General features: G+C 50.9%; 17 protein-coding genes. 6 read left to right on the forward strand and 11 right to left on the reverse strand.

Annotation, left to right across the window (positions count from 1 at the left end; translation table 11 throughout):
* The first annotated feature begins 84 nt into the window (after positions 1–84).
* A complete protein-coding gene (yjeH, locus tag TOLA_RS11890; protein ID WP_041609529.1) occupies positions 85–1,320 on the forward strand; it encodes an L-methionine/branched-chain amino acid transporter in 1,236 nt (411 codons plus the stop codon).
* Positions 1,317–2,492: a metallophosphoesterase gene (locus TOLA_RS11895; protein ID WP_015879405.1), complete on the forward strand. Its 1,176-nt coding sequence runs from the start codon at positions 1,317–1,319 to the stop codon at positions 2,490–2,492. The genes yjeH and TOLA_RS11895 overlap by 4 nt, the downstream gene beginning before the upstream one ends.
* Positions 2,493–2,504: 12 nt before the next feature.
* Here the strand turns inward: TOLA_RS11895 and nifM are convergent, their stop codons facing one another.
* The 5 genes from nifM to TOLA_RS11920 form a co-directional block, all read right to left on the reverse strand.
* Positions 2,505–3,344, reverse strand: a complete 840-nt coding sequence (nifM, locus tag TOLA_RS11900) for a nitrogen fixation protein NifM (RefSeq protein WP_015879406.1) — start codon at positions 3,342–3,344, stop codon at positions 2,505–2,507.
* Entirely contained in the window at positions 3,338–3,802 is a 465-nt protein-coding gene (locus TOLA_RS11905; RefSeq protein ID WP_015879407.1) for a nitrogen fixation protein NifZ, read from the reverse strand. Before TOLA_RS11905 ends, nifM begins: the two co-directional genes overlap by 7 nt.
* Positions 3,799–4,125 (reverse strand): nitrogenase-stabilizing/protective protein NifW, encoded by a 327-nt coding sequence (nifW, locus tag TOLA_RS11910; RefSeq protein ID WP_015879408.1) that lies wholly within the window; start codon positions 4,123–4,125, stop codon positions 3,799–3,801. The genes TOLA_RS11905 and nifW overlap by 4 nt, the downstream gene beginning before the upstream one ends.
* Before the next feature lie 19 nt (positions 4,126–4,144).
* Positions 4,145–5,308 carry a homocitrate synthase gene (gene nifV / locus TOLA_RS11915; protein ID WP_015879409.1) on the reverse strand — a complete coding sequence of 388 codons (1,164 nt, stop codon included), beginning with the start codon at positions 5,306–5,308 and terminating at the stop codon, positions 4,145–4,147.
* Between the two features lie 174 nt (positions 5,309–5,482).
* Entirely contained in the window at positions 5,483–6,865 is a 1,383-nt protein-coding gene (locus tag TOLA_RS11920) for an amino acid permease (RefSeq protein ID WP_015879410.1), read from the reverse strand.
* 298 nt (positions 6,866–7,163) lie between these two features.
* Between TOLA_RS11920 and TOLA_RS11925 the strand changes: the two genes are divergently transcribed.
* Positions 7,164–8,036 (forward strand): SMP-30/gluconolactonase/LRE family protein, encoded by an 873-nt coding sequence (locus tag TOLA_RS11925; RefSeq protein WP_015879411.1) that lies wholly within the window; start codon positions 7,164–7,166, stop codon positions 8,034–8,036.
* A 52-nt stretch (positions 8,037–8,088) separates the two neighbouring features.
* Here TOLA_RS11925 and arsB read toward each other — a convergent pair whose 3' ends face one another.
* Positions 8,089–9,114 (reverse strand): ACR3 family arsenite efflux transporter, encoded by a 1,026-nt coding sequence (arsB, locus tag TOLA_RS11930; RefSeq protein ID WP_015879412.1) that lies wholly within the window; start codon positions 9,112–9,114, stop codon positions 8,089–8,091.
* Positions 9,115–9,413: 299 nt separating this feature from the next.
* Between arsB and TOLA_RS16550 the strand changes: the two genes are divergently transcribed.
* Positions 9,414–9,653 (forward strand): zinc ribbon domain-containing protein, encoded by a 240-nt coding sequence (locus TOLA_RS16550; RefSeq protein ID WP_015879413.1) that lies wholly within the window; start codon positions 9,414–9,416, stop codon positions 9,651–9,653.
* A 279-nt stretch (positions 9,654–9,932) separates the two neighbouring features.
* A complete protein-coding gene (gene epd, locus TOLA_RS11935; RefSeq protein ID WP_015879414.1) occupies positions 9,933–10,949 on the forward strand; it encodes an erythrose-4-phosphate dehydrogenase in 1,017 nt (338 codons plus the stop codon).
* 95 nt (positions 10,950–11,044) lie between these two features.
* Here epd and TOLA_RS11940 read toward each other — a convergent pair whose 3' ends face one another.
* Positions 11,045–11,707 (reverse strand): sugar phosphatase, encoded by a 663-nt coding sequence (locus tag TOLA_RS11940; RefSeq protein WP_015879415.1) that lies wholly within the window; start codon positions 11,705–11,707, stop codon positions 11,045–11,047.
* Between the two features lie 76 nt (positions 11,708–11,783).
* Positions 11,784–11,975, reverse strand: coding sequence for a hypothetical protein (locus TOLA_RS11945; RefSeq protein ID WP_015879416.1), 192 nt, complete (start codon positions 11,973–11,975; stop codon positions 11,784–11,786).
* 132 nt (positions 11,976–12,107) lie between these two features.
* Between TOLA_RS11945 and TOLA_RS11950 the strand changes: the two genes are divergently transcribed.
* Positions 12,108–12,992 carry a LysR family transcriptional regulator gene (locus tag TOLA_RS11950; RefSeq protein ID WP_015879417.1) on the forward strand — a complete coding sequence of 295 codons (885 nt, stop codon included), beginning with the start codon at positions 12,108–12,110 and terminating at the stop codon, positions 12,990–12,992.
* Between the two features lie 55 nt (positions 12,993–13,047).
* On the opposite strand, the gene TOLA_RS11955 is transcribed toward TOLA_RS11950, so the two are convergent.
* Genes TOLA_RS11955 through TOLA_RS11965 form a run of 3 tightly spaced genes read right to left on the reverse strand, consistent with a single transcriptional unit; the run spans position 13,048 to position 17,286 of the window.
* Positions 13,048–13,791 carry a phosphoadenylyl-sulfate reductase gene (locus tag TOLA_RS11955; RefSeq protein WP_015879418.1) on the reverse strand — a complete coding sequence of 248 codons (744 nt, stop codon included), beginning with the start codon at positions 13,789–13,791 and terminating at the stop codon, positions 13,048–13,050.
* Positions 13,781–15,469, reverse strand: coding sequence for an assimilatory sulfite reductase (NADPH) hemoprotein subunit (gene cysI / locus TOLA_RS11960; RefSeq protein WP_015879419.1), 1,689 nt, complete (start codon positions 15,467–15,469; stop codon positions 13,781–13,783). The genes TOLA_RS11955 and cysI overlap by 11 nt, the downstream gene beginning before the upstream one ends.
* The gene (locus TOLA_RS11965; protein WP_015879420.1) at positions 15,469–17,286 is read right to left on the reverse strand and encodes an assimilatory sulfite reductase (NADPH) flavoprotein subunit; all 1,818 of its coding nucleotides are present in this window, start codon (positions 17,284–17,286) and stop codon (positions 15,469–15,471) included. The genes cysI and TOLA_RS11965 overlap by 1 nt, the downstream gene beginning before the upstream one ends.
* Positions 17,287–17,551 lie beyond the last annotated feature (265 nt).

Raw genomic sequence — 17,551 nt, forward strand, 5'->3', positions numbered from 1 at the left:
CTTTCAGTTCCCCGTGATTTTTTGCGCTCATTCACAGTTTGACGCATAATCTCCTTCCTTTCTGACTCCATGGGTTCCTTCCCGATGGCACATTTGAAACAACATATCGGACTGTGGCAAGGCACTGGCTTGCTGGTTTCGACCTTGCTGGGTTCCGGCGTTTTCATCGTTCCGGCCATGACCGCCAGTCTGGCGGGTAGCTGGTCATTACTGGCCTGGGTGCTGATGGGGATATTGATCCTGCCCATCGTCTTTACCTTTGCTTCCTTAGGCAAACGTTACCCTGATGCCGGTGGCACCGCTTTTTTTGTCGAACAAGCCTTTGGTGAACGCGCCGCCGATGCGATCAGCTGGCTGTTTCTGTCGGTGATTATGATTGGCCCGCCGGTGGTGATCGTCACCGCGACCGGTTATCTGTGCCAAACGTTTGGCCTGCCGGAAAGCCAGCATGGAGTCTGGCAATTTCTGCTGTTAGGCAGCATGCTGGGGCTGAATTTACTGAACATGAAAACCGCCGCGTGGATCCAGAGTTTTATCAGCTTTGGCATCTGCAGCACCTTGCTGTTAGCGGTGGGATTATACCTTTACGGGCATCCGGTCAGCTTACCCGCCACGGATTTCTCAATGACGAATCTGGCGCAGGCAACCGGGCTGATTTTCTGGTGTTTCGTCGGCATCGAAGCCATTGCGCATCTAAGCGGTGAATTTCACCATCCGGCACGTGATTTTCCGCGGGTCGTGATGCTCGGCATGGTGATCGCACTAGTGTTATATCTGTGCCTGAGCACCGTGCTGCTCTCCTCGGGTTTTTATGGCAATGAAGCACAAAACCTGACCTCGATTATTCAGCTGATGAGTTCACTGACCGGACAAACCGGGCATCTGTTGATCGGCTTATTTGGTCTGATGACCTGCTTTATCGCGGTGAATCTGTATATCACCAGTTTCTCGCGTCTGTTCTACAGCATGGCGGAGCGCGGGCAGATCCATGCCTGGGCGGGAAAACTCAACCGTTACGGCGCACCGACCAATGGTCTGCTGATCACTTGTGGGTTAATTGCCATCACACTGCTGTTACGCATGAACGTGCATTTACCACTCGATGGCCTGATCGGTTATGCCAATGGTGTGTTTGTGCTGATCTATCTTTCTGCGGCGTTGTCCGGGCTGAAACTGCTGCAAGGAAAAGAACGTAAACAAGCGATCATGGCCACTGCGGTTTGTGTGCTGGTGGCAGCATCATTGGCGCTACATACTCTGTATGCGGCAGCGGTGTTGGGTGCTTGTTTGTTACATAAACGGCATCCGCGCAGCATATGACTATCAGTACCACTCTCTGGTTTGTATACCGCGGGATGATTTATTGCGGCATTGCAGGTCTGCTGCTGACCGCGATCCCGCATATGCGGCTGCACAAACGCGCATTACAGTGCTACTGGCTGACTAACCTGCTGATAATGGGAGTCTGGTATGTGTCGCAATTTTCCACACAGAACTGGCTGGTTACCTCTGCCCCGCTACGCTGGATCATTGCGCTGTGGCTGAATGCCAATATGGCCTATGTCGCCACCGGGATGGGCTTTCTGGTGATTTCCATGCTGCTGCGGCTGTTTCGCCGTAAACTGCGCAGCTTGTTCTGGCGTAAGCCCAATGCGTGGCTAATACCGTTTGTCAGCATTTTGTCGGTGTCCGGCGTTTATGAGGCCATGTCGCCGCCGCAGTTGCGTCATTTTGATGTCTATCTTGAGCAACTGCCTCCCGCGCTGGAAGGAATGAAAATTGCCCAGATCACCGACAGTCATGTGGGCGATTTTGTCAGTAGTGCGGAACTGGCATCGGCAGTGAGCAGACTGAATGCTGAGAAACCGGATCTGCTGGTGGTGACCGGCGATCTGCTGGATGATGAACGTCAGCTGGCCAGTGCTTTTGCGGCGCTGGCCAGTGCGAATGCCCCGCTCGGGGTGGTGGCTGTGCTGGGGAATCATGAGAAATATCAGGGATTACCGGCAATCCTGCAGCAATATAAAAACGCGGAAACCAGTGGCCAGATCCGGCTACTGGTGGATGAGAAAATGAATCTGAGCTATCGCGGTACGGAATTTCAGATTGTTGGTGTGGATTATCCGATTTTACCCGATTCCCGCCGCAAACTGGCTGAAACCGCCAAACTGGAATATCTGCAGAGTTCCGCGAAAAAAGCGTTCTCTGATGTGACGCGGGAGCAGTGGATCCTGAGCCTGACACACCATCCGGATTTTTTTGATCTAGCAGCCGCCAATCAGACCAGCCTCAGTCTGGCCGGTCACACTCATGGCGGACAGGCGTTACCACTGGGCTATACCGTCGGCAGACTCTGGTCGGACTATCTCAAGGGCTGGTTTCAGCGACAACAAAGCCAGATGTATGTCTCTGTTGGTATGGGGCATATCTGGCCTTACCGGCTGGGCGTACCGACCGAGATTGTCACCTTCACGCTGCACACGAAAAAATAGGAACAGGAGGCATCATGCCTCCTGTTGCATTAACCAGGTCAGCCACTGTTTCTGCAGCTTTTTCTTCGCATGATCCAGCTGCGCCGCAATAATTTTCGGCACTGCCTCATCCAGCGGCATCGGTACTGCCGGATGGATTTTTTCACACCACAGCAGATGGAACCCCATTGGACTGCGCAGGATATTGCTGAAGCCCCGTTCCGGCAGCTGGAATAACGCCGCATCCAGCTCTGGGTAAAGTAGCCCGGCTTTCACCAGACCAATTTTACCTTCATTGACAGCGGTCGGACATTCCGAATAACGCATCGCCAGCGCGGCAAATTTTCCCGGTGACTGAATCAGCTGGCCGCGGATATCCAGTAACCGCGCATACGAGGTCTCTTCGTAGTTATCCGGATTTGCATCATCAATGGTGATCAGGATATGCCGCGCCATCCGGCGTTCCGGTTGCAAAAACTGTCGCGGATGATCCAGATACCAGGCCTTCGCCGCTTCCTGTGTCAGTGGTTTGATATTTTCCACCACCTTATCCATCACCTGCGAGACCAGCAACTCACGCCGCAATGCCTCTTTCAGACTCGGCAAATCAAGCTTTACCGCGGCCATGGAGACTTTCCAGACCTCTTCATCGGCATAGGCTTTTTTTACCTCATCCAGAGCAGCATTGAGATCAGCCGCCTGCACCGAGATACCCGCCTGTGCGGCATAATCCAGGATCCGGGCTTCCATCGCCAGCTGATGCTCCAGCATTTTTTCCAGCTGGATTTGTTCATCCGCAGACAAATCAGCCGGCGTCTTGCCGAAATGCTGGGATGCCAGTTTTAAACGTGGATATGCCTGCCAGTTCAGCATGCCACCTCCTCAGTCTGTTCAGTTTCCGGAGGCCAGCAGATAGCTGAAATCGGCACCAGTAACATCCGGTCGCGGAACAGTACTTCATACAATACAGGATCCAGATCACGGCGCACCGACATCACCTGCCCTTCGGCACCGGCCTCGGCAATGATTTCACCTTTGATCGCCAGATGATTGACCGCACGGATCCAGTCGCCGAATTCAAACTCGCTTTCCACCCAGGGTTCATCCGCTGAGATCAACTCCTGACTACGACAACCGACGATCAGATCCTCTTCAATGAAATGGATCTGATAGATCAACTGATCCTGCAGGAAGACACCGACGTCACGCACATAGCCGGTGCTGCCCTTACGGACAATCAGGTCGCCGCGTTGTTTTCCCGGGAACGTGCCATCATCACGGATGGTACGTACAACCCTTACCACTTCACCATAGTCATATTCAGGCTTCACAGGCAAACCTCCTGCAGTTGGGCAAAGGTAACGAAACTGGGCGTTAAGCGACTATAAACACCCAGTGTGGAATGTTCTTTCACTTCCTGATGATGGAAAGTCTGATAGCTGTCGGTCAGCAAAGTTTTTGCCAGTAAGAAACGATCCTGCTCTGTCAGACAGCGATCCGTTTTGGCTTTTTTTATCTGCTGATTAAAGTGATGCATGATATGCAGTCGTTTACTGCGTACCTGCAGCGGTTCATATGAAATACCGAAATAATCCAGAAAGGCTTCGGTAGTCTCTAACTCATCAACACCATCCAGTGAGGTAAACCAATCCATATTGACTCCTTGGCCTGCATTACAAGGCAACACGTTGAGGGGATTTAAACAAACGCTGATAAACCCAGCGTAATTCTGATTCAGTAGGGTTACGTTTGGCGCGTTCCGCAAAATAACGGATCTGTTCCAGCACCAGATCAATCTGCTCGTTCGCCAGCTGATACCCGAGAGAAGCAAACACGGAACGTACCGCATTGCGTCCGGAATGTTTGCCCAGCACCAGTTTGTGCTCGCGTCCTAAACTGGCCGGGTCGACACCCTGATAGTTATTTTTATCTTTCAGCAAGCCATCGACATGCATCCCTGATTCGTGCGTAAACACATACTCACCCACCAGCGGTTTTTGTTGTGCGATACTGCGTCCGGAGGCTTTTGCGACAAAATCACACAACGCCGGCAAACGGTGGCTGGGGATCTGCAAATCAATGTTGAAGCACTGTTTCAGCGCCATGACCACTTCTTCCAGCGGTGCATTACCTGCCCGCTCGCCCAGACCGATCACGGTGGTATTGGCATGTGTCGCACCCGCCCGGAATGCGGCCAGCGTATTCGCCGTTGCCAGTCCCAGATCATCATGGGCATGCATTTCCAGCTGCAGCGGCCAAAACTGGCGCAGCGCCCGGATGCGATCATAGGTGGTGAACGGATCCAGAATACCGACCGTATCGGCATAGCGCAGACGTTCGGCACCGGTACGCAACGCCAGATCGGCGACAACCCGCAGATCGGCCAGTGACGCACGGGAAGCATCTTCACAGCCGATGCACACGTTCAGGCCCAGCGATTTCGCCAGCGAGACATGGTCCGCCAGCTCTCTCAGCACCTGATCCCGGCTGCGGGCCAGCTTGTGTTCCATCATCTGTTCGGAGATCGGGATGGAAATATCCACCCAGTTCATGCCGAGTGCAGCCGCCTGCCGGATATCCGTGGCATGCATGCGGCACCAGACCATCAGCGTGGCATCCGGTAACGCCTGACGCAGCGCGCCAATCCGACGGCATTCATCCAGCCCCATAGCCGGAATACCGACTTCCAGTTCAGGAACACCGATTTCCCACAACTGACGGGCAATGGCAATTTTCTCATCCTGAGTAAATGCCACACCGGCTGACTGCTCACCGTCGCGCAGCGTAGTATCATTGATGATGAGCGATGGTTTCTGAAATGTGGTTTTCCGGGCCATAATGCACCTCCTGCATAACAGGATTCAGCAATTCCCATTCCCAAAATAACCAATTGATTTCTATAAGATATTTAATTGCGGAGAGCGTCAATATTGAAACATACTGACGGGTTTGTTGCAGATACGACAAAAAAGGGATGTCACCTGACATCCCTGCATAATCACGGTTACAGATTACTGATCAATTACTACGCTATCACCAGAGCTATTGCCTAAAGTGCGGCATTTATAGCGATAACCCAGCCAGTTAAGTACTAACCAGACCGGTACCAGCTCCACGGCAATGGTTTCACCGCTCATATACAGCAGCACCAGTAACAGCCCCATGAAGGCCAGACAGAGATAGTTGGTAAACGGACTCCAGAACGCTCTGAAGATCGGCGTAACGCCTTCACGATCTTTCGCCGCACGGAATTTCAGATGCGCCAGACTGATCATGCCCCAGTTGATAACCAGAGCCGCCACCACCAGTGACATCAGCAAGGCAAATGCCTTACCCGGTAACAGGTAGTTGATGACCACGCACAACAAAGTCACCAGTGCGGACAACATGATCGCCGGAACCGGCACACCGCGTTTGTCGACTTTACCCAGAATACGTGGCGCATTGCCCTGCTGTGCCAGACCATGCAGCATACGGCTGTTGCAATACACACCACTGTTATAAACCGACAATGCCGCCGTCAGCACCACCAGGTTCAGAATATGTGCAGTCGTGCTTTCACCCAATGCGGAGAAGATCATGACAAACGGGCTGCCACCTTCGGCCAGCTGACTCCACGGGAACAGCGACAGCAGTACGGCCAGTGCACCAATGTAGAAAATCAGAATACGGTAGATCACCTGATTCACTGCCTGCGGAATGCTCTTGCGTGGGTTATCGGCTTCAGCCGCCGTGATCCCTACCAGCTCCAGCCCGCCAAACGAGAACATGATGATCGCCAGTGACATGATCACGCCATGCCAGCCATTCGGCATAAAACCGCCCAGTGCCCACAGGTTACTGACTTTTGCCTGTTCGCCACCCTGACCACTCATCAGCAGCCAGCCACCAAACAGGATCATGCCGACAATCGCCACGACTTTAATGATGGCGAACCAGAATTCCATCTCACCAAAGAACTTCACGTTGGTCAGATTGATCGCATTAATAACAAAGAAGAACACCAGAGCCGAAACCCAGGTTGGCAGATCCGGCAACCAGTACTGCACATAGATACCCACGGCTGACAGTTCAGCCATGCCGACCAGCACGTACAATACCCAGTAGTTCCAGCCAGACAGGAAGCCCGGAAAATCGCCCCAGTATTTATAGGCAAAATGACTGAACGAGCCGGATACCGGTTCTTCAGCCACCATCTCACCCAGCTGGCGCATGATCAGAAACGCGATCAGACCACCCAGTGCATAGCCCAGCAGCACTGCCGGACCCGCCATTTTGATGGTCTGCGCAATACCCAAAAATAATCCTGTGCCAATCGCACCACCCAACGCGATCAACTGAATATGCCGGTTTTTCAACCCGCGCTTCAGTTCACCCTCTGTTTTTACATCCATGGAACAACCCCGGTCATCTGAAAAATGGCGGTAGAATAGCCTGAAAATTAGCCGCGATACAGTATGTCGTTGGCAATAAAAGACTCGCACTGGCTGAATCAGGAAATTTGAAAAGAAATGGCGGGATTATCAGCTGGTGAGTCGGTATTCCGGTAACTTTCAATGATTCAGCCGGAACCGGCATCCGTTCCATGACAGCCATGATTAACTTGAACCAGCTCACAATAAAACCGGTTTCATTTTATGTTACCGGGAACATTTTGTTAGTCTGCACAGAATATTTCACGGAGAGCACATCATGCAGGCAATATCAGCACAGCGCGATCAACTAGGTGAATGTCCCCGCTGGCATGCAGAAACACAAACACTGTGGTGGGTCGATATTCTGCAACATCAGATCCACCATCATCATCCGGCCAGTGGTGCACACGGCGTCATTCAGTTAGAAGAAGAGATTGGCTGTTTTATCTGGCGCAAAACAGGCGGTTTGATCGTAGGGCTGCAATCCGGTCTGGCCTTTATCGACGATCTGACAAACCCAGTATTACGCCCGATCGCCGCTCCGGAAGCAGATAAACCGTGGCAACGTTTCAATGATGGCCGCTGCGATCCGGCCGGCCGCTTTATTGCCGGCACCATGAACGGCCGCAAAGATGATTCTTACGGCACATTTTATCAATTAGATGCGGCACTGAATTTACGTCAGCTGGTGGGCAAAAGCTGGACTTGTAACGGCCTGGCTTTCAGCCCGGACGGGAAAACGCTGTACTGGTCTGATACACCGATTCAGAACCGGAATATCTATCGCTGTGACTATGATGTCGAAACCGGTAATGTCAGTAATCAGCAGCTGTTTTTCCATGTACCGGAAGGAATGGGGCGTCCTGATGGCGCCACGGTCGACAGCGAAGGCAATTACTGGTCTGCGCAATACGCCGGTAGCCGGGTGCTGTGCATCAGCCCGCAAGGCGAATTGCTGCGTAATATCGAACTGCCGGTTACCAACCCAACCATGCCCTGCTTTGGCGGACCGGATCTGAAAACGCTGTATATCACTAGTGCTAGTCAGGGGATGTCGGAAGAACATCTGGCCGCACATCCGCTGGAGGGCGCGGTGCTGGCCATTCCGATGGATGTTGCAGGTCTGCCGGAAGTCGCATTTGCGGGTTAATAATCTGCAGAAGGAGGAAGGCGTGCACTGACATCACGCCTTCCGCTCATCGTCATCTGGTCCAGTGAAACCAGTGCTGAGTTCTGTTCGATATCGCGACCAGTGACAGCATGACCGGCACTTCGACCAAAACCCCCACCACAGTAGCCAGCGCGGCACCGGAATGCAGTCCGAACAGCGAAATGGCAACGGCAACCGCCAGCTCAAAGAAATTAGAGGTACCAATCATGCAGGCAGGTGCCGCAATATTAAACGGCAGCCGCAAGATCAGGGCACCAATAAATGAGATCGCATAAATCCCGTACGACTGCAGCAATAATGGTATTGCGATCAGCACAATGGTTTGTGGCTGCTGCATGATGGTTTCAGCCTGAAAGCCGAATAATAAAATTACGGTTGCCAGCAGTCCGACGATCGACCAGGGCTTAATGCGGCCAAGAAACGCATGCAGACTGACATCACCACCTTTGCTTTCCAGATGATGACGAGTGAATACACCGGCAAAAAGCGGCAGCAATACATACAGCACCACGGAAAATAACAACGTTTCCCATGGCACTTCAATGTCACTGACACCCAGCAGAAATGCCGCAATCGGCGCAAATGCAAAGACCATGATAAGGTCATTAATCGCTACCTGAACCAGCGTATAGTTCGGATCGCCTCTGGTCATCTGACTCCACACAAACACCATCGCGGTACAGGGTGCGACACCCAGCAGGATCATACCCGCGATATATTCCCCCGCCGATTGCGGGTTCACCCAGTCCGCAAAGATGACCCGGAAAAACAACCAGCCCAGAAACGCCATGGTAAAAGGCTTAATCAGCCAGTTGACGACCAGGGTTAATACCAGCCCCCGGGGTCGTCTCCCCACATTTTTAACTGCGGAGAAATCAATCTGCACCATCATCGGGTAAATCATGACCCAGATTAACAGCGCCACCACCAGATTGACGTGCGCCCATTCCAGACTGGCAATCACACCAAATATCCCCGGAACCAGATTGCCGAGCACTACACCGGCAATGATGCACAGGCCAACCCAGACAGTGAGATAACGCTCAAAAATACCCATGATAAATCCTTAATGTATGCTGTCTGTATGAGCCAGCAGATAGCAATGTCCCTTATCTTGCGGCTTAACAAATAAATCTTAACCCTTTGTCTATCGTTACACCTGGATAGTCAGGAAAAATAATGGCTGTGTTAAAGAAGACGAAATACACAGGAAAAAGATGCGGAAAAACCACGAAAAACGGAAAAACATATTCACCGCGTAAAAACTGCATCTGGGTGTTGGAATAACTAAACTTAAATCAGAGAAGAAACAGATGTAGTTGTCAGCCGATGCTGTAACCGCTGAGTGAGGCACTTATGACTTATCTGATTAAATGTCCTGCCTGCCAGCAGGAAGGGTTGGATCCGCGATATAGCCCTATTGCCTGCATCCATTGCAAAAAAGAATTCAATATTGTGGGATTTTGCCCAACCTGCCACTCGGAGTTACAAAAATTTAAGTGCTGCTCTGTCGATTTTTTTTGTAATACATGCAATGAGCTGATTTCAAAGAAAAAAGTTGATTTTCATGTCAGCCCGGCATCACCTGCTGGCTGACATGAAATTGTTAGTTGCTTCAATTCATCCGGATCACGTTCAAAGAAACTGATCCCAGGGCACTTGCTGTTGTTGCAATAACGCAATCGAGCGCGGATGCCAAAGATTCAAAAATAATAACTGCGTTTTCTTTATTCATAATTTCAATGCTACAAGCATAATTGAAATGATCAAGTCATAAACAACATGAAAAAGACCCACAGACCTGTAGGGTAGACAAACGGCAATGGTTATGCGAACTTCACCAGCTCTGCCGGAGATGATTAATCAGGAAATAGCATGACCATCCGTATCGCAATCAATGGTTTTGGCCGCATTGGTCGTAATGTCCTGCGCGCGTTATATGAATCAGGCCGTCGCGCCGAAATCAAGGTCGTCGCCATTAATGAACCTGCGGATGCCGCAGGTATGGCGCACCTGCTGAAATATGACTCGACACATGGCCGTTTTGACTGGGATGTGCGTCAGGAACGCGATGTGCTGTATGTCGGTGATGATGCCATCCGTTTACTGCATCAGAAAGAGATCAGCCAACTGCCGTGGGGCGATCTGGGCGTGGATATCGTGCTGGATTGTAGTGGTGTCTATGGCAAGCGGGCAGATGGTGAAATGCATCTGGCATCCGGCGCCAAAAAAGTACTGTTCTCGCATCCGGGCAGCAGCGATCTGGATGCGACCGTGATTTATGGCGTGAACCATCAGCAGTTACAGTCGGAACATCGTATCGTTTCCAGTGGTTCCTGTACCACCAATTGCATCATCCCCATTATTAAATTGCTGGATGATGCCTTCAGTATTGAATCCGGTACCGTGACGACGATTCATGCCTCGATGAACGATCAGCAGGTGATCGATGCCTATCACCCGGATCTGCGCCGTACCCGCGCCGCCAGTCAGTCGATCATTCCGGTCGATACCAAACTTGCCGCCGGCATCACGCGTATCTTTCCTAAATTCTGCGATCGCTTTGAAGCGATTTCCGTGCGGGTGCCGACGATTAACGTGACAGCCATTGATCTCAGCGTGACGGTCACCAATGCGGTCTCTGTGCTGGACGTTAATACCATGCTGCAACGCGCCGCCAAAGGCGATTTCCGCAGCATCGTCGATTACACCGAGCTACCACTGGTTTCGATTGATTTTAACCACGACCCGCACAGCGCGATTGTCGATGGCACGCAAACCCGCGTCAGTGGCAAACATCTGATCAAAACACTGGTCTGGTGCGATAACGAATGGGGCTTTGCCAACCGCATGCTGGATACCACGCTGATGATGGCCAGGATTGGGTTTTAGAGCAAAAAACAAAACCGCACATGTTTCCGCTCACCCGCTTTAAGATCGGTGCGTGAACATGTGCGGTTTTCTGTTTTTTCTCAAGATGGTAATGATCAGCCGTTAGTCAGGCTAATGATGAACTCGTTATCCTGACCAGCTTCAATCTGCAGTGCCGCCAGTGATTGCAGCACCAAATCTACCTTATCCAGCCCAGGCGCATCATCCGGTGCATTGACAGCAATCACCTTGCAACCCGCCGCCAGTCCGGAAAGGATACCGGCCGGTGCATCTTCCACCACGACACACTCTTCGGGTTTCAGTCCCAGCTTTTCAGCGCCCAGCAGATACGGATCCGGATTAGGTTTGCCACGCGCCACCAGCTCTGCGGTAATAAAAATCTCCGGGCGAGCCAGCTCACCCGCCGCATGCCGGGCATGGGCTACCGGTACAGAACCGGAGGTCACGATGGCCCAGGGTACTGATAATTCATTCAGACGATGCAACAGCTCCACAGCGCCCGGTAAGGCAGAAATACCAACTGTATCTTCGGCTTCGGTTTTCTCCAGCAGGCGGAATTGCTCCTGAATTACCTCTTCGCTCTCCCCCTGCATGAAATGACGCAGTGAGGTGATCGCCTGTTTGCCGTGAATAAACCCTAATACCTCTTCCGGATCCAGACCACGGCTCTTCGCCCAGTTTGACCATGCACGTTCAACCGCAGGTAAGGAATCGACCAGCGTGCCGTCGAGATCAAAAAGAAACCCTTTGCATTTCATTGAGATAATCCTGTTTTATTTATATTTCAAATTCATCGCGACCAAACAATCCGAGTCGGTTACTCAGCATAATTGATTATTTACCTGCTGACTGGATCTCATCATATTTCGCCATCGCCTTTCTGTCATTGTCGGCATAGATATGATGGTGCGAAATATAAAACCCTTGTCTCAGCAATTGTTCGGTAATTTCTTCGCTGTATTCTTCATCCTGACAAACTTGTGTTACGACCTTATTCTTGATCAAAAATATAAATTTCTTAGTCATATAACCCCCCGGTTACATCGCTGTAGTGATTCGTATTCGTCATCAAGGTTAGGCCTAACCGATGTAGTGATTACAGCAGAGGTCTGGTATTCTTTAAAATGAATAATTATCCACCAGTGATAACCAAACGGAATGGAACTACGTCAGTTACGTGCTTTTGTGACTTTGGCTGATTGCCTGAATTTTACAGAAGCAGCGCAAAAGTTATTTATTACCCAGCCGGCTCTTTCCAAGCAGATCCATGCTTTGGAAGAAACGCTGGGCGGATTATTGTTTACCCGTAACCGGCGCGGAGCAGAATTAACGCCGTTGGGTAAAGAACTGCATGAACAAACCCGCACGCTGGTATTGCAAGCCGAGCAGTTAAAACGACACGCGCAACGGGTGTTAAAAGGGCAATCCGGCAAGCTAGCGATCGGGATCGGGCTTTCCAGCCTGCGTCTGGCATCATCGTTCACCGCGCAATTCCGCGTGCTGTATCCCGATGTCACCATCACCTTTCAAGACACCTCATCAGTGCCGCTGATAGCCCAATTACTGGCTGATCAATCGCAATTAGGCTTCTTACGATTACCCATTGAGCCACCGTTGGTCGCGCATAAGTTATTAACCGATCAATTAGTATTAGCGGTGAACCGACACCATTATTCCGGCCATGACGAAGCAGATTTTTTACGCCAGTTGGAGCAATTACCACTGCTGCGTTTAACGCCAACACAAGGGCAACGTTTTAATCGGCAGATTGATCAATTCCTGGCTTTTCATAATTGTTACCCAGTGGTTGCGCAATATGCAGGCGATAATCAGACCTTACTGGCGCTGGTGGCAGCCGGACTGGGTGTGGCGATTGTGCCGCAAAGTGCGGTATTTATTGCGCCGGAAGAGGTAGATATCATTCCATTATCGGGCGATTACACGCAATGGGATATCGGTATAGCGTGGAATCCGCATTACGATAACCCGATCCGGGATGCATTTATTCAGCTGGTGTTACAGCGTGAAGCGGATAAAACATGACAGATAAAAACTGACGGACAGAAAAAAGGGCGCTTGCTGCGCCCTTTTGCTAAGTTTATTTCTCTTCGTGCAATCCGCACTCGCGTTTCAGACCGAAGAAACGGGTTTGTTCTTCCGTCATCCCCTGTTCCCACTTCGCGGTGGTCTGCACATCACCCACTGACAGGTAGCCTTGCTCCCACAGTGGGTGATATGGCAGATCATGTTCTTTGAAGTAATAGAACACGTCTTTGTTGGTCCAGTCGATCACTGGCAGGAACTTGAAGATCCCGCGCTGCACCGCCAGCACCGGCAAATTGCCACGGGTCGATGACTGCTCACGACGCAAACCGGAGAACCAGGTTTTGACATCCAGCTCTTTCAGCGCCCGTGCCATCGGTTCGACTTTGTTGATCTGATTGTATTTCTCAATACCTTCCACGCCCTGTTCCCACAGTTTGCCGTAACGGGCTTCCTGCCAGGCCGGGGTGATCGGAGCCTGATATACTTTCAGATTCAGTTTCAAACGTTCGGTCAGCTGATCAATAAACTGATAGGTTTCCGGGAATAGATAGCCGGTATCGGTCAGCACCACTGGCACATCGGGGCGCACCTGCGTCACCAGATGCAACATCAGGGCAGCCTGAATACCGAAGCTCGAAGAGAGAATGAACTCGCCTTCCAGATGTTCAAATGCCCATTGCACACGCTCTTGTGCGCTGAGCGCCTCCAACTGCTGATTTACTTCAGCGAGCTGAGCTGTCTGTTCTTCTTTAGAGAGTGCAACCAGTGCACTCAGCGACAAAAGATTATGCGGCATAGAAATCCTTAGCAGAATCAACGACAGGTTTCACGATACCAGCGCGGATCACGAAATCACCAAAGCCTTCGTTCTCATTACGCTCTTTCGCCCAACGACCCAGCAGCGCATCGATCTCTTTCAAGATCTCAGCAGAGGTGATGTTCTCACGGTACTGACGCGGAATACGCGTACCTTCACGGTTACCACCGATATAGAAGTTATAACGATCCATGGCTTTACCCACCAGACCAATTTCCGCCAGCATCGCGCGACCACAACCATTCGGGCAGCCAGTGACACGGAAAATCACATGATCATCAGCCAAACCGTGTTTTGCCATCACTGCTTCGATTTGCGTGGTGAACGCAGGCAGGAAACGTTCTGCTTCTGCCATCGCTAATGGGCACGTTGGCAATGCCACGCACGCCATCGAGTTTTTACGCTGTTCGGTAATGGCATCGTCAATCAAGCCATGCGCACGGGCAATTTTCTCGATTTTCGCTTTATCTTTTTTCGGCACACCCGCGATGATCAGGTTCTGGTTCGCGGTCATGCGGAAATCACCTTTGTGAATTTTCGCAATTTCAGCCAGACCGGTTTTCAGCGGTTTGCCAGGGAAATCCAGAATACGGCCGTTTTCGATGAACAGCGTCAGATGCTGTTTGCCATCGATACCTTCCACCCAACCGAAACGATCACCACGGCTGGTGAATACATACGGGCGACTTTCTTCAAACTTGATACCGGTACGTTTTTCCACTTCCGCTTTAAATGCATCAACACCGACACGTTCCAGCGTGTATTTGGTTTTCGCGTTTTGGCGGTTAACACGGTTACCCCAGTCACGTTGTGTGGTGACAACAGCTTCGGCAAATTTCAGCGTGTCTTCTTTGCGGATAAAACCGAAATCATCCGCTTTACGTGGGAAGGTTTCTTTGTTGCCATGCGTCATGGCCAAACCACCACCCACCAGCACGTTGAAACCAACCAGCTTGCCATCTTCGGCAATGGCCACGAAGTTCAGGTCGTTAGCATGCACATCGATATCGTTGTGCGGCGGAATAACCACGGTGGTTTTAAATTTACGCGGCAGATAAGTTGAACCCAAAATTGGCTCTTCATCCGGACCTAACTTCTCGCCATCTAACCAGATTTCAGCATACGCACGCGTTTTCGGCAGCAGATGCTCAGAGATTTTCTTCGCCCACTCATAGGCTTCCTGATGCAGCTCTGATTCCACCGGATTCGACGTACACAGCACGTTACGGTTCACGTCACCCGCAGTAGCGATAGAGTCGATGCCGTATTTGTTCAGTGTCTGATGCATCATTTTGATGTTTGGCTTCAGCACACCGTGGAACTGGAAGGTCTGACGCGTAGTCAGACGAATGCTGCCATACATGGTGTGGTCATGCGCAAACTTATCAATACCTAACCATTGTTCCGGAGTGATGATACCGCCCGGCATACGGGCACGTAACATCACGTTGTGCAGCGGTTCCAGTTTCTGCTGAGCGCGCTCGGCACGAATATCGCGGTCATCCTGCTGATACATGCCATGCAAACGGATCAGCTGGAAGTTGTCGCCGGTAAAGCCGCCGGTCAGATCATTTTTCAGATCCAGCTCAATCGTACCGCGCAGGAAATTACTTTCCGCTTTCAGACGTTCGTTGTCAGATAATTTTTGCTCGCTCATCAGTAGACATCCCTCTGGTAACGCTTGGCACGACGCAGTTCATTTACATATTCTTCGGCTTGTTCGGCATTCTTACCGCCGTGTTCCACCACAATATTCACCAGTGCATCGTGAACATCTTTCGCCATACGGTTGGCATCACCGCAGACATAGAAATGTGCACCTTCCTGCAGCCATTGCCACACTTCTGCGCCTTTGGCCTTTAATTTATCTTGTACGTAGATTTTATTCGCTTGATCACGGCTGAAGGCTAAATCAATTTTAGTCAGCAAACCGCTCTTCACATATTTCTGCCATTCCACCTGATACAGAAAGTCCTGGGTGAAATGCGGATTACCGAAGAACAACCAGTTTTTGCCTTCGGCGCCTTGGGCATCACGCTCCTGAATAAAAGAACGGAATGGTGCAATACCAGTACCCGGCCCCACCATGATCACTGGCGTATTCGAGTCAGCTGGCAGCCGGAAGCTGTCGTTGTGTTCCACGAACACGCGCACTTCGCCACCCTCCTGAACACGATCAGCCAGGAATGAAGAAGCTCCACCAGAGCGCACAGAACCATCTTCCTGCGGATAACGCACGACACCGACGGTCAGATGCACCTCTTCTTCCACTTCAGACTGTGCAGAAGCGATAGAGTACAAACGCGGGCTCAGTGCACGCAGTAAACCCACCAGCTGTTCAGCCGTCAGTTTAGTTGGGAAGCGTTTTAAGACATCGACAATCTGTGCGTTTGCGGCAAATTTTCGGGTTTCATCTTTATCCGCTGCCAGGGCTTTCAGTTTGTCGTCAGCAGAAATTTCAGCCAGACCAGTAATAAAAGCGGCATGCAGACGGGTCAGTTCAAACTGATTGGTCAGGGCATCACTTAATGCAGCGGCTTTACCTGATACGGTTACCTGCTCATCACCCGTTAAACCAGTCAGTGCCAGAATTTCAGCTACCACGGCAGCATCATTATCAAACCAGATACCCAGCGCATCACCCGGTTGATAGGTGATACCAGAGCCTTCCAGATTGATCTCAAAATGGCGGATATCTTTCGTCGAATCACGACCGGTAATTTTCTGGTTGGTGCTCAGCGTCGCGGTAAACGGGTTAAATTTGTCATACGCGCTATGACCTGCAGCAATCACGGCTGAACCAGCCACTGCCGCAACAGCCGGTGCTGCTGTTAAAGTTGCGGCCAGTTTATCCAGAAAGCTCGCGGCCCAGGCATCGGCCGCAGCACGGTAATCGACATCCAGAATTGCCGCATCCTGCAGACGGGTTGCTTCGGCTTTCTCGAAGAACGCATCAAAATCTTTGGCTGTCTGGCAGAAAAATTCATAAGAAGAATCGCCCAGACCCAGTACCGCAAATTGCAGACCGAACAGTTTACCGATTTTGCCGCCTTTCAGTTGCGCGTGCAGATCGGCTGCGGCTTCCGGCGGTTCGCCTTCACCGTAGGTGCTGGTGACGATCAGGACATGGGTTTCTTTTTTCAGCTGTTTTGGTTTGTAGTCATTCATGGCCACCAGTGACACAGGAATACCACGCGCTTCAGCTTGTGCTTTCACGCTTTCCGCAACGCCTTTGGCATTACCGGTTTGTGAACCCACCAGAATAGTCAGACTACCGGTTGGTTGCGCAGCAACTGCACTACTGGTCGCTGATGAAGTGCCGGCAACAGCAACGCCACCCGCACCTTGTGCCAAACCAAACAAAAAGCCGCTGGCCCAGATCAGTTCAGTCGGAGATAAATTTGCTACGGCTTCCGCCAATTTAGAAAGCTGCGGTCCGCCGATGGGACCCAAAGATGGAGATTTGTCGCTCATATGCCGATTCCTGCATTAAGAATAAAATTAGCTTACAAGCAAAACAGGTGCTTCACAAAGAATTAATCGAAATTCTTAATATAGAAATGTCATATCTATAGTCAATTTGTGGATATAGCTGAGCGCTTTTCAGCGAAGAACCGGCGATTTACGCATTCCATTGTCAGAAACAAGCATAACTTAATGAAAAACAGGCAATAAAAAAGAGGATGCCGTTATATGCATCCTCTTTCGCAGTTATCGGTTTTATATTTTTTCTATATCG

The sequence above is a fragment of the Tolumonas auensis DSM 9187 genome (assembly GCF_000023065.1).
GTDB classification, from domain to species: domain Bacteria; phylum Pseudomonadota; class Gammaproteobacteria; order Enterobacterales; family Aeromonadaceae; genus Tolumonas; species Tolumonas auensis.

Coding starts and splice junctions, on each gene's coding strand:
- yjeH (WP_041609529.1), top strand. CDS start 85: ATGGCACATTTGAAACAACATATCGGACTGTGGCAAGGCACTGGCTTG.
- TOLA_RS11895 (WP_015879405.1), top strand. CDS start 1,317: ATGACTATCAGTACCACTCTCTGGTTTGTATACCGCGGGATGATTTAT.
- nifM (WP_015879406.1), bottom strand. CDS start 3,344: ATGCTGAACTGGCAGGCATATCCACGTTTAAAACTGGCATCCCAGCAT.
- nifW (WP_015879408.1), bottom strand. CDS start 4,125: ATGGATTGGTTTACCTCACTGGATGGTGTTGATGAGTTAGAGACTACC.
- nifV (WP_015879409.1), bottom strand. CDS start 5,308: ATGGCCCGGAAAACCACATTTCAGAAACCATCGCTCATCATCAATGAT.
- TOLA_RS11920 (WP_015879410.1), bottom strand. CDS start 6,865: ATGGATGTAAAAACAGAGGGTGAACTGAAGCGCGGGTTGAAAAACCGG.
- TOLA_RS11925 (WP_015879411.1), top strand. CDS start 7,164: ATGCAGGCAATATCAGCACAGCGCGATCAACTAGGTGAATGTCCCCGC.
- arsB (WP_015879412.1), bottom strand. CDS start 9,114: ATGGGTATTTTTGAGCGTTATCTCACTGTCTGGGTTGGCCTGTGCATC.
- TOLA_RS16550 (WP_015879413.1), top strand. CDS start 9,414: ATGACTTATCTGATTAAATGTCCTGCCTGCCAGCAGGAAGGGTTGGAT.
- epd (WP_015879414.1), top strand. CDS start 9,933: ATGACCATCCGTATCGCAATCAATGGTTTTGGCCGCATTGGTCGTAAT.
- TOLA_RS11940 (WP_015879415.1), bottom strand. CDS start 11,707: ATGAAATGCAAAGGGTTTCTTTTTGATCTCGACGGCACGCTGGTCGAT.
- TOLA_RS11945 (WP_015879416.1), bottom strand. CDS start 11,975: ATGACTAAGAAATTTATATTTTTGATCAAGAATAAGGTCGTAACACAA.
- TOLA_RS11950 (WP_015879417.1), top strand. CDS start 12,108: ATGGAACTACGTCAGTTACGTGCTTTTGTGACTTTGGCTGATTGCCTG.
- TOLA_RS11955 (WP_015879418.1), bottom strand. CDS start 13,791: ATGCCGCATAATCTTTTGTCGCTGAGTGCACTGGTTGCACTCTCTAAA.
- cysI (WP_015879419.1), bottom strand. CDS start 15,469: ATGAGCGAGCAAAAATTATCTGACAACGAACGTCTGAAAGCGGAAAGT.
- TOLA_RS11965 (WP_015879420.1), bottom strand. CDS start 17,286: ATGAGCGACAAATCTCCATCTTTGGGTCCCATCGGCGGACCGCAGCTT.